Origin of the sequence: Bacillus aerius (assembly GCF_029894105.1) — a bacterium.
GTDB lineage: Bacteria > Bacillota > Bacilli > Bacillales > Bacillaceae > Bacillus > Bacillus altitudinis.
On the sequence record NZ_JARYHO010000001.1, the window covers coordinates 1,577,345 to 1,588,502 of the forward strand.

Consider the following 11,158-nt stretch of genomic DNA (forward strand, 5'->3'; position numbering starts at 1 on the left):
AATGTCAGGAGAAGTGCTTTCCCAGAATGAGATCGACGCATTATTATCCGCCATATCAACAGGCGAAATGGATGCAGAAGAGCTGAAAAAAGAAGAAACGACGAAAAAAGTGAAAGTGTACGACTTTAAACGTGCACTGCGCTTTTCAAAAGACCAGATTCGAAGTTTAACAAGAATTCATGATAACTTCGCTAGACTGCTTACCACACACTTTTCAGCGCAGCTAAGATCATATATTCAAATTTCTGTCAGCTCGGTTGACCAAGTGCCATATGAAGAATTTATTCGTTCGATTCCTAATATGACATTATTAAACTTATTTTACGTCAGCCCGCTTGAAGGAAGAATCATGCTTGAAGTGAACCCAACGATTGGCTATGCCATGATGGATAGGCTGATGGGCGGGATTGGCATTAGTCATAATAAGACAGAATCACTGACAGAAATCGAAACAAAGATTATCTCAAACATGTTTGAGGGAGCTTTGGAAAACTACAGAGAAGCGTGGCAGTCCATAACTGACATCGAGCCAGAAATGGCAGATTTCGAGGTAAATCCCCAGTTTGTTCAAATGGTGTCACCAAATGAAACAGTTGTCGTCATTTCTCTTAATACACAAATTGGTGAGGTAAGCGGGGTTATTAACCTCTGTATTCCTCACGTAGTATTAGAGCCTATTATTCCGAAGCTGTCTGTACACTACTGGATGCAATCTGAACGAAATGAACCGAAACAAGAAGAAACAAAGGCCATTGAAAAACGGATTATGACGGCGAAAATACCGGTAGTCGCAGAGCTTGGACAATCGGAAATGACGGTGGAAGAGTTTTTGAATTTGGAAATTGGTGATTGTATTGCCTTGGACAAACCAGTAAATGCGCCTCTTACTGTTATGGTCGGAAATAAACCGAAATTCTTGGGACAGGCCGGCCGCGTGAATCGGAAACAGGCGATTCAAATTCTAGATCACGACATAAGAGGTGAAGAAGATGGAGAATAACGGAAGTAAATTATCACAAGATGAAATCGATGCGCTCCTTAAAGGAGGCAGCAATGACGATATAGAGCCTGATACACTCCTTTCTGCAATGGAACAAGATGCCATTGGGGAAATCGGAAATATATCATTTGGAAGCTCTGCAACAGCACTTTCAACCCTATTAAGTCAAAAAGTGGAGATTACAACTCCAACTGTCACAGTGATTCAAAAAAGCAAGCTGAATGAGGAATTTCCTCATCCGTATGTCGCGATTGAAGTGAATTATACGGAAGGCTTCAGCGCTAGTAACCTGCTTGTCATCCAGCAAACCGATGCGGCAGTCATTGCGGATTTAATGATGGGCGGAGATGGAACAAATGCTGACCCGTCGTTAAGTGAAATTCACTTAAGTGCAGTACAAGAAGCGATGAACCAAATGATGGGTTCAGCAGCGACGTCCATGTCAACAGTCTTTAATAAAAAGATTGATATTTCTCCGCCTCGCGTTGAGTTGCTTGATGTGAAAGAAGGAGAAGGCACAGACCGCATTCCAGCTGAAGAGATGCTTGTCAAAGTGTCCTTTAGATTAACAATAGGTGAACTCATAGATTCAAATATTATGCAGCTTTACCCTATTACGTTTGCGAAAGATTTGATTGCAGAATTAACAGACCCAGCGGAAGAAGAGCCGGTTCAAGAAGTACCTCAGAGTGCACCTGAACCACAGCAGGCTGCTCCGCAAGCACAATCTGCTCCTATGCAGCAATCGGCACCGCCGAAAAGACAGGCGAAGCCAAAGCCGGCAGAACCAGTCAATGTGGCGCCAGTTGAATTTGAGGCATTTAGTGAGCCTCAGCATACAACAAGTCAGCTCGGTAATCTTGATATGCTGATGGATATTCCACTTTCCATTACAGTGGAGCTTGGAAGAACGCAGCGCAGTGTGAAAGAAGTACTTGAACTTTCCGCTGGAAGTATCATTGAACTGGACAAACTTGCAGGTGAGCCAGTCGACATTCTGGTCAACAAACGAATCGTCGCCAAAGGAGAAGTTGTTGTCATTGATGAGAACTTTGGTGTACGTGTGACTGACATTTTAAGTCAGTCTGAAAGACTTTCTAATTTAAAATAAACAAACATATAGGGAGAGAATAAGTAAATGGCTACTAAGGTATTAATCGTAGATGATGCAGCATTCATGAGAATGATGATTAAGGATATTCTTGTAAAAAACGGATTTGATGTAGTAGGAGAAGCAGAAAACGGCGCACAAGCTGTTGAAAAATTTAAAGAAACATCTCCTGATCTAGTCACAATGGATATCACAATGCCAGAAATGGACGGGATCACAGCATTAAAAGAAATTAAACAAATCGATGCTTCTGCAAAAATCATTATGTGCTCAGCGATGGGACAACAATCAATGGTTATTGATGCCATTCAAGCAGGTGCAAAAGACTTTATCGTGAAGCCATTCCAGGCAGACCGTGTACTTGAAGCAATTAATAAAACGTTAGGCTAAAAAAGGGTGTAAGACTTGTTGAAAAAACGTTTGATATGTATAGCAATGATCAGTTTTATGCTTTTCTTGACAGCGCAGCCAGCCTCACTGTTTGCTGAAACAAAAGATCCTGAAAATGGCACAGTGAATGACTGGCTCAAAGATGAGAAAGAAAGCAAAAAGGATACAGAAAAGAAAACCACTGACAATCAAACGAATCCGGCAGAAGAAGTTCCCTCTTCTTCTGTCTCCATTATGGATTTTGTCAAAATGATTGGTGCCTTACTTTTTGTCATCCTGCTCATTTACGGATTGGTGAGATTTGTTGGAAAGCAAAACCGCTTACTCAAGCCATTTCGCTATGTTGAAAATATTGGCGGAACGACGGTTGGTCAAAATCGTTCAGTTCAGCTGATCAAAGTGGGCAAACGAGTATTAGTTGTCGGCGTAGCAGACTCAATCCAGCTGCTAAAAGAAATCGATGATGAACAAGAATGCGAAGCGATTGTGAAACAATACGAAGAAGCGATGGAAAGTAAGACTGACTTACCGAAAATGATGCAAAAATTAACATCGCAAGTGAAGAAACACGATCAGCCGACCACTTCTTCTTTTTCAGCCAATTTAAAGGCGCAGCTAGCCGAATTGAAAAAGACCCAATCAGAAGTCAGAAAGAAAGGCCCGAAACAAAATGAATGAGTTTATCGATTTATTTAATTCCAGTGGCGCAGGGAATATTAGCACATCTGTCCGTCTTCTTTTATTGTTAACTGTATTTTCAGTTGCACCAGGCATTCTTATTTTAATGACCTGTTTTACACGAATTGTGATTGTTCTTTCGTTTGTCAGAACATCACTTGCAACCAACTCAATGCCGCCAAACCAAGTGCTTGTAGGACTTGCTTTGTTTCTCACATTTTTTATTATGGCACCCACGTTCTCAGAGATTAATAAAGAGGCACTCACGCCGCTTTTAAATGATGATATTACGTTAAATCAGGCCTATGAAAAAGCCGAAGTGCCAATTAAAGAGTTTATGAGTAAACATACGAGACAGAAAGATTTGGCTTTATTTCTTAGTTACGCAAAAATGGATACCCCTGAATCGATTAAAGATATTCCCTTAACGGCGATGGTACCAGCGTTTGCAATTTCAGAATTAAAGACGGCATTTCAAATTGGTTTTATGATTTTTATTCCATTTTTAATTATTGACATGGTGGTCGCAAGTGTCCTGATGTCGATGGGGATGATGATGCTTCCGCCGGTTATGATATCGCTCCCTTTCAAAATATTGTTATTTGTATTAGTTGATGGATGGTATTTGATTGTTAAATCTTTGCTGCAAAGCTTTTAGAGTAGGTGCTTAAAACATGAGTTCAGAATTTGTCATTACGATGGCTGAAAGATCAGTGTATGTTGTATTACTTGTCAGCGGGCCGCTTCTAGCGCTCGCACTAATCGTGGGACTAATTGTCAGTGTGTTTCAGGCGACAACCCAAATCCAAGAACAGACGCTTGCGTTCATTCCAAAAATTGTTGCAGTGCTCATTGGACTTGTTGTGTTTGGTCCGTGGATGCTTTCAACAATTGTGTCATTTACAACAGAGCTGTTCTCGAATTTAGATCGATTTGCAGGTTAATCAGAGATGTCAATCATAGAATTATTTCCTGCCTTTCTTCTCGTTTTCATTCGGATCACCGCTTTTTTCGTGACAGTGCCGCTATTAGCGCATCGAACGATACCAGCAGTTCACAGAGTTGGTTTTTCACTGTTTTTGGCTGTCATTAGTTTTAGCACCATTAAAGAACCGCCAGCACTCGATATCGACGGTCTTTACATGATGCTTGCCGTGAAAGAAGCAATGGTCGGACTTCTGCTTGGACTGATTGCATATATCATGGTGTCCGCAGTTCAAATTGCCGGCTCATTCATCGATTTTCAAATGGGTTTTGCGATTGCCAATATTATTGATCCACAAACAGGGGCGCAAACGCCGCTGATGGGGCAGTTTTTTTATACGGTGACCTTGCTACTAATGCTGGCAACAAATGCTCATCATTTGCTGCTTGATGGAATCTATTACAGTTTTCAATATATTCAAGTTGATCAGTATGCGCTGAACTTCGGTAGTGAATCCTTTGCTTACTTTATTGCAAAGAGCTTCAACCAAATGTTCATCATAGCCTTTCAAATCTCAGCACCTGTTGTGGCTAGTTTGTTTTTAGTCGATTTGGCATTAGGAATTGTGGCACGTACAGTTCCGCAAATGAACGTATTTGTCGTTGGACTGCCCATTAAAATGGGCGTGAGTTTTATTATGATCATCATTTGTATGGGTGTCATCTTCGGGGTCGTCCAAAATACATTTGAAACGATTGTGCTCACCATGAGGAATTTCTTAGCATTGGTCGGTGGTTCGTCATGACGACAAGACTTAGACTCGACTTGCAATTTTTCGCAGGTGAAAAAACAGAAAAAGCAACACCGAAAAAGAGACGGGATTCACGTAAAAAAGGGCAGGTTGCCAAAAGTACCGACGTCAATACAGCCATCTCATTTCTACTAATCTTTTTATCATTCTTTTTTATTGGGCCTTTTATGAAAGAGCGTATTATTGCGCTCATTGAACGTTTTTATTCAACAACGATGCTAATGAAGGTTAGCACATCTAATATTCATCAACTATTTGTGGAATTGCTTCAGGAAACAGGACTCCTCCTCATGCCAATCCTTGGTGTTGGTATGCTGGCAGGGATCATTAGTAACTATTTGCAGGTTGGCTTTCTCTTTTCGACAGAAGTAATCAAACCGAAATTAGAAAAACTCGATCCAATCAAAGGGTTTAAACGAATATACAGTATTCGAGCCCTCGTAGAGCTATTAAAATCCATTTTGAAAATTGGTTTAATTGGTTTTGCGACATTTATTGCACTTTGGATGCACTTTGACGATATCCTGAGGCTTCCTTTATTAACAGCAGAGGAAACTCTTCATTTCGTGGCAAATATGACCTTGATTATGGGTCTATATGCAGCAGGTGCTCTCATGATCTTAGCAGGGCTTGATTATATGTATCAGAAATTTGATTATGAAAAAAACTTACGGATGTCTAAACAAGACATCAAAGATGAGTATAAAAAATCAGAGGGTGACCCGCTCATAAAATCAAAAATTAAACAGCGGCAAAGGGAAATGGCCATGAGACGGATGATGCAGGAAGTCCCAAAAGCGGACGTCATCATTACAAACCCGACCCACTACGCAATTGCCTTGAAATATGACGAAGAAAAGATGGACGCGCCGTTTGTTGTGGCAAAGGGAACAGATATTTTGGCTTTGAAAATTAGAACAATTGCGAAAGAACATGATGTCATGACTGTAGAGAACCGGCCACTCGCCCGCGCCCTCTATGATCAAGTGGATATCGACCAAGCGGTGCCGGAAGAGTATTTTAAGGCGATCGCAGAAATTTTGGCTTACGTATATAAAACGAAACAAAAGATTTTATGAATTTTTGGTTTTAAAAGGAGAGAACAGGCATGTCAGCAAGAGATTTATCTGTTTTATTCAGTGTTATTTTAATCGTGGCGATGCTGGTCATACCGTTTCCGCCCATCCTATTAAGTATTTTAATCATTATTAATATTTCTCTTGCGCTTATCGTGCTTCTCACCACAATGAACATGCAAGAACCACTGCAATTTTCCATTTTTCCATCTTTGCTTTTGCTCTTAACACTGTTTCGTTTAGGGCTTAACATCTCTACAACCCGTTCTATTTTATCAACTGGAGATGCTGGTAAGGTTGTAGAAACGTTTGGATCATTTGTTGTTGGGGGCAATATACTCGTTGGTCTGGTTGTCTTCCTTATTCTGATCATCATTCAGTTTATTGTCATCACCAAAGGGGCAGAGCGTGTATCAGAGGTTGCGGCCAGATTTACACTCGATGCGATGCCAGGTAAACAGATGAGTATTGACGCAGATTTGAATGCAGGAATGCTGACAGAAAGTGAAGCTAGAAACCGCCGTGAAAAAGTAGCAAGAGAAGCAGACTTTTATGGTGCAATGGATGGTGCAAGTAAGTTCGTTAAAGGGGATGCCATCGCAGGTATTATTATCGTCATTATCAATATTATTTTTGGCATCATTATTGGGATGATTCAGCAAGGAATGTCAATTCAAGAATCAGCTTCCCACTTTACTCTTTTAACAGTGGGTGATGGAATTGTTTCGCAGATCCCTGCACTTCTTATTTCAACAGCGACAGGGATTGTTGTCACGAGAGCGGCTTCTAACGGAAACCTTGGTTCAGACATTACGGGTCAGCTCTTTGCCTTCCCTGCCATGCTTTATGTCACAGCAGGTACGATCTTCCTGCTTGGATTGTTTACGCCAATTGGCGTACTTTTGACAGGGCCGATCGCAGGTTTACTTGCACTCGGTGCGTACATGATGTCGAAAAACAAACAGGATCAAGAAGAGATTGAAGAAGTACTGGAAGAACAGGCAGAGGTAGAAGAGATGAAAAGTCCAGAAAGCGTCATTCATCTCCTGCAAATGGATGCCATTGAATTTGAATTTGGCTACGGGTTGATCCCGCTTGCAGATGCCAATCAAGGCGGAGACCTGCTAGACCGAATTGTCATGATCAGAAGGCAGCTTGCTCTTGAACTAGGTCTTGTCATTCCAGTTGTCCGTATTCGAGACAACATTGCGCTGAACCCGAATGAATACAGGCTCAAAATAAAAGGGAACGAAGTGGCAAAAGGAGAGCTGCTGCTCGATCATTACTTAGCGATGTCTCCAACGCCTGATGATGATCCGATTGAAGGAATTGAAACAATCGAACCATCCTTTGGTCTGCCGGCAAAATGGATATCAGAAGCAGAAAAAGATCAGGCTGAAATGCTTGGCTATACAGTGGTCGATCCAGCATCTGTTGTGTCTACCCACATCACAGAGAAGATTAGACAAAATACCCATGAGCTGCTTGGACGCCAAGAAACGAAGCAATTAATCGATCATCTGAAAGAAAGTTATCCAGTTCTAGTAGATGAGGTAACACCGAATCCACTAGCAGTCGGGGATATCCAAAAAGTACTTGCAAAGCTTCTGAAAGAAAAGGTCTCCATTCGAAATCTTGTGACCATTTTTGAGACCCTTGCAGACTACGGAAAATTAACGACTGATACAGACTTGCTAACAGAGTATGTTAGACAGGCACTTGCAAGACAGATTACTGCACAGTATGCAAGAGAAAATGAATCACTGAAAGTCGTGACATGCTCAGGCCGAGTCGAAAAGGTAATTGCAGACAGCGTGCAGCAAACAGAGCATGGGAATTATTTATCGTTAGATCCAGAATCCTCTGAAAGTGTGATTCAATCAGTGGCGAGAGAAATTGAACAGCTTTCGCTTCGTCAGGAAACGCCGGTTCTATTATGCTCACCTCCTATAAGAATGTACGTCAAACAGTTGTTAGAAAGATATTTCCCAGATTTACCGGTACTATCTTATAACGAACTAGAAGCAAATGTGGAAGTACAGAGCATCGGAGTGGTGGATATCTAATGAAAATGAAAAAAATCACAGCGAATTCTATGCAGGAGGCAACGATCCAAATCAGGCAGCAGCTTGGGAAGGATGCCGTCATATTAAATTCGAAAACCGTTGTCAAACGAAAGCTGTTCGGTTTAAAGAAACAGCAAATGGTCGAAGTGATTGCGGTGCTAGATCAAGATTTTGAAGAAAGAGCCGGTAAAGGATTACAACCAGCAGCTGCGCCTATCCCGGTGTTACCGAAAAAGGAGCAGACTCAACACCTTACACAAGAGCTGCCGGCTGCTGCTCAAGCAGTCAAAGCAACGCCTTCTCATTCTCAGCCTATAGAATATGCAAGAAACGAACGCCATGCCGGGATCTTGCCGCATTCTCTCATGAAAATGGATCAAAAGCTAAAGGATCAAGGTCTTGATGATGAGATTCGAGATGAGTGCTTAAAGGGTCTTTTAACAAAAGGTGCTGTGAAAGAAGAGCAGATTGAAAAAGAACTTGAAAAACTACTCACAGGGATGCTGCCGGCTCACACTTCTGATGAGCCGATGATTCGTTCGAAATACATTGTGCTGTTTGGTTCAACTGGTGCTGGTAAAACGACAACGATTGCAAAGCTGGCTGCGAAAACGGCTATTCAGCAGCAAAAGAAAATTGCTTTTATCACAACAGATACGTACCGGATTGCAGCGATTGAACAACTAAAAACATATGCTGAACTGCTGAATGCACCTCTTGAGGTTTGTTATTCAAGAGAGGACTTTGTGAAAGCACAGCAGACTTTTAAAGACTATGATCATATTTTCATCGATACAGCAGGCCGTAACTTTAAAGAAGAGGCGTACATCAAAGAGCTGACAGATATCATTCCATTTGATGAAAGCATTCAAAGTTTTCTCGTCATGAGTGCGACATCGAAATATCAAGATATGAAAGCCATGGTCAAACGTTTTGAACACGTTCCAATCGATCAATTTATTTTTACAAAAGTTGATGAAACAGACACGATGGGAACGATCTTTCAAATCATTGCAGAATCTCAAATCGGGCTCGGGTTTTTAACAAATGGCCAAAATGTGCCTGAGGATATTCTTGAGAGTTCCCCCCTTGATTTGATAAGGATGGTCTTACAATGATGAAGCCTGACCAAGCCGAAGGTTTAAGAAAGCTTGTTCAGCAGAATCAACTGATTGTACCGAACACTCTTCGTGCGAATGGACAGGCGAAAACCATTGCTGTCATGAGCGGTAAAGGCGGAGTAGGTAAATCGAATTTAACGCTGAATATGGCACTGTCTATCGCAAGTACGGGCAAGCAAGTGCTCATCATCGACCTCGACTTTGGCATGGGGAATATTGATATTTTACTAGGGAAAACATCGACCAGCTCTATATTAGACGTGCTTGTTAGAAAAAAATCCTTCCAAGCGGCTATGACAAAAGGAACGGACAATCTGTATTACATTTCTGGCGGAAGCGGGCTTGAACAGCTGTTTTCTTTAGACAAAGATCAATGGTCGTTCTTTTTAGAAGAGATGGAGAAAATATTGAATGACTTTGATTGTATATTCTTTGATATGGGTGCAGGCTTGTCAAAAGATCAACTCCCTTTTGTCTTATCGGCAGGAGAGGTGGTCGTTGTGACAACGCCAGAACCAACATCCATCATGGATGCCTACAGCGCAATTAAGCACTTAGCCATTCATCAGTTTGAACAGTCTGTTCAAATCATCGTCAACCGGTGTAAAACCCCGTCAGAAGGGTCTGAAACGTACCGGAAATTAGCAGGAGTGGTGACATCCTTTCTACACCGAAAGCTTGTGTTTGCTGGGGCGGTGCCTGATGATCCTGCTGTTCCTAAAGCAGTCACTGAACAAATGCCATTTTATATGAAGCAGCCTCATTCAAGGCTAAGTAAAACCATTAAAATGCTAGCTGAAACACTGTATCATCAGCAGATAAGAGAGGCACGGAGAGAGCAGCATACGTTTATAGATAAGTTGTCCTCTTTTTTTAAAAGGAGGAAAGTGGACTCATGATTAGAGTGCTTGTAGTAGATGACTCGGCTTTTATGAGAAAACTCATCAGTGATTTCCTAAGTGCCGAGCAAGAAATTGAAGTCGTCGGAACGGCGCGAAATGGAGAAGATGCCTTAAAGCGGATTAAGGAATTGAATCCAGATGTTGTCACACTTGATGTGGAAATGCCTGTTCTAAATGGAACAGAAGCATTAAAACAAATTCTGGCTGAACACGACCTTGCTGTGATTATGGTGTCAAGCCAGACGAAGCAAGGGAAGGAATTAACCATCCATTGCTTAGAACTCGGTGCTTTTGACTTTGTGACAAAGCCTTCAGGAAGTATTTCGCTCGATTTACACAAAGTAAGAGGTCAAATTGTAGAGCGGGTACTTGCGGCAGGCCTGTCGAGAAAACGTACTGAGAAACAAGTTTCTCCTAAGCCGTTCATGAAGCCGCCAAGTCCAATTCCAGCGGCCGCTCCCCGCCTGCAAGAAGTAAGAAGCGGTTCATCACTCCGAAAGATTATTTCAATCGGAACTTCTACGGGAGGGCCTAGGGCGCTTCAACGAGTCGTCACGAAGCTGCCAAAAGACATAGAGGCGCCGATTTTGATTGTGCAGCATATGCCGGCAGGATTTACGGCATCGCTGGCTACTAGATTAGATCATTTATCACAAATTACGATCAAAGAAGCTCAAGATGGAGACATCGCTAAAAATGGAGTGGCTTACATAGCTCCTGGTGGATTGAATATGTCACTTCATGAACAAGGGGCAGCTTTAGTGATCAGGCTGTCCCCAGAAGACACTGACAGCCGTCACAAACCTTCTGTTAACTATTTATTTGAATCCATCAGCAAGATAAAAGGTTACGAGAAAATCGCTGTCATTATGACAGGAATGGGTAGTGACGGCACAGAAGGTGTCAAAAAAATGGTCGCAAGCGGTCATACAAAAGTCATTGCAGAAAAAGAAGAATCATGTGTTGTTTTCGGAATGCCTAAATCAGTCATTAAAGCAGGCCTTGCACATGAAACAAGGCATGTGGATGACATCGCACATGCAATTATAAGCACCATGAAAAAAGAGAGGGCGTGAAC

Annotated in this window: 12 protein-coding genes; all 12 read left to right on the top strand. The window is 41.8% G+C overall.

Annotation, left to right across the window (positions count from 1 at the left end):
* Nucleotide 1 precedes the first annotated feature (1 nt).
* The 12 genes from fliM to M2353_RS08185 are packed head-to-tail and all read left to right on the top strand — an operon-like array spanning nucleotide 2 to nucleotide 11,156.
* Complete coding sequence (fliM, locus tag M2353_RS08130) at nucleotides 2-1,000, top strand: flagellar motor switch protein FliM (RefSeq protein ID WP_008354483.1); 999 nt, start codon at nucleotides 2-4, stop codon at nucleotides 998-1,000.
* On the top strand, nucleotides 990-2,111 hold the full coding sequence (gene fliY / locus M2353_RS08135) for a flagellar motor switch phosphatase FliY (protein WP_284725229.1): 1,122 nt from the start codon (nucleotides 990-992) through the stop codon (nucleotides 2,109-2,111). Before fliM ends, fliY begins: the two co-directional genes overlap by 11 nt.
* Before the next feature lie 27 nt (nucleotides 2,112-2,138).
* Nucleotides 2,139-2,501, top strand: a complete 363-nt coding sequence (gene cheY / locus M2353_RS08140) for a chemotaxis protein CheY (RefSeq protein WP_003212360.1) — start codon at nucleotides 2,139-2,141, stop codon at nucleotides 2,499-2,501.
* An 18-nt stretch (nucleotides 2,502-2,519) separates the two neighbouring features.
* On the top strand, nucleotides 2,520-3,179 hold the full coding sequence (fliZ, locus tag M2353_RS08145) for a flagella biosynthesis regulatory protein FliZ (protein ID WP_024720357.1): 660 nt from the start codon (nucleotides 2,520-2,522) through the stop codon (nucleotides 3,177-3,179).
* On the top strand, nucleotides 3,172-3,837 hold the full coding sequence (fliP, locus tag M2353_RS08150; RefSeq protein WP_007499580.1) for a flagellar type III secretion system pore protein FliP: 666 nt from the start codon (nucleotides 3,172-3,174) through the stop codon (nucleotides 3,835-3,837). Before fliZ ends, fliP begins: the two co-directional genes overlap by 8 nt.
* Before the next feature lie 16 nt (nucleotides 3,838-3,853).
* Nucleotides 3,854-4,123, top strand: coding sequence for a flagellar biosynthesis protein FliQ (gene fliQ, locus M2353_RS08155; protein ID WP_003211206.1), 270 nt, complete (start codon nucleotides 3,854-3,856; stop codon nucleotides 4,121-4,123).
* Between the two features lie 6 nt (nucleotides 4,124-4,129).
* A complete protein-coding gene (gene fliR, locus M2353_RS08160; protein ID WP_007499578.1) occupies nucleotides 4,130-4,909 on the top strand; it encodes a flagellar biosynthetic protein FliR in 780 nt (259 codons plus the stop codon).
* Nucleotides 4,906-5,994, top strand: a complete 1,089-nt coding sequence (flhB, locus tag M2353_RS08165) for a flagellar biosynthesis protein FlhB (protein WP_039166670.1) — start codon at nucleotides 4,906-4,908, stop codon at nucleotides 5,992-5,994. The genes fliR and flhB overlap by 4 nt, the downstream gene beginning before the upstream one ends.
* Nucleotides 5,995-6,023: 29 nt before the next feature.
* Nucleotides 6,024-8,057, top strand: a complete 2,034-nt coding sequence (gene flhA / locus M2353_RS08170; protein ID WP_008344782.1) for a flagellar biosynthesis protein FlhA — start codon at nucleotides 6,024-6,026, stop codon at nucleotides 8,055-8,057.
* Nucleotides 8,057-9,175 (top strand): flagellar biosynthesis GTPase FlhF, encoded by a 1,119-nt coding sequence (gene flhF, locus M2353_RS08175; RefSeq protein ID WP_284725230.1) that lies wholly within the window; start codon nucleotides 8,057-8,059, stop codon nucleotides 9,173-9,175. Before flhA ends, flhF begins: the two co-directional genes overlap by 1 nt.
* The gene (locus M2353_RS08180) at nucleotides 9,172-10,077 is read left to right on the top strand and encodes a MinD/ParA family protein (RefSeq protein ID WP_058337350.1); all 906 of its coding nucleotides are present in this window, start codon (nucleotides 9,172-9,174) and stop codon (nucleotides 10,075-10,077) included. Before flhF ends, M2353_RS08180 begins: the two co-directional genes overlap by 4 nt.
* Complete coding sequence (locus tag M2353_RS08185) at nucleotides 10,074-11,156, top strand: protein-glutamate methylesterase/protein-glutamine glutaminase (protein ID WP_284725231.1); 1,083 nt, start codon at nucleotides 10,074-10,076, stop codon at nucleotides 11,154-11,156. The genes M2353_RS08180 and M2353_RS08185 overlap by 4 nt, the downstream gene beginning before the upstream one ends.
* Nucleotides 11,157-11,158 lie beyond the last annotated feature (2 nt).

What these genes read in the sequence shown, in the direction of transcription:
- fliM (WP_008354483.1), top strand. Translation starts at nt 2, where the DNA reads ATGTCAGGAGAAGTGCTTTCCCAGAATGAGATCGACGCATTATTATCC.
- fliY (WP_284725229.1), top strand. Translation starts at nt 990, where the DNA reads ATGGAGAATAACGGAAGTAAATTATCACAAGATGAAATCGATGCGCTC.
- cheY (WP_003212360.1), top strand. Translation starts at nt 2,139, where the DNA reads ATGGCTACTAAGGTATTAATCGTAGATGATGCAGCATTCATGAGAATG.
- fliP (WP_007499580.1), top strand. Translation starts at nt 3,172, where the DNA reads ATGAATGAGTTTATCGATTTATTTAATTCCAGTGGCGCAGGGAATATT.
- fliQ (WP_003211206.1), top strand. Translation starts at nt 3,854, where the DNA reads ATGAGTTCAGAATTTGTCATTACGATGGCTGAAAGATCAGTGTATGTT.
- fliR (WP_007499578.1), top strand. Translation starts at nt 4,130, where the DNA reads ATGTCAATCATAGAATTATTTCCTGCCTTTCTTCTCGTTTTCATTCGG.
- flhB (WP_039166670.1), top strand. Translation starts at nt 4,906, where the DNA reads ATGACGACAAGACTTAGACTCGACTTGCAATTTTTCGCAGGTGAAAAA.
- flhA (WP_008344782.1), top strand. Translation starts at nt 6,024, where the DNA reads ATGTCAGCAAGAGATTTATCTGTTTTATTCAGTGTTATTTTAATCGTG.
- flhF (WP_284725230.1), top strand. Translation starts at nt 8,057, where the DNA reads ATGAAAATGAAAAAAATCACAGCGAATTCTATGCAGGAGGCAACGATC.
- M2353_RS08180 (WP_058337350.1), top strand. Translation starts at nt 9,172, where the DNA reads ATGATGAAGCCTGACCAAGCCGAAGGTTTAAGAAAGCTTGTTCAGCAG.
- M2353_RS08185 (WP_284725231.1), top strand. Translation starts at nt 10,074, where the DNA reads ATGATTAGAGTGCTTGTAGTAGATGACTCGGCTTTTATGAGAAAACTC.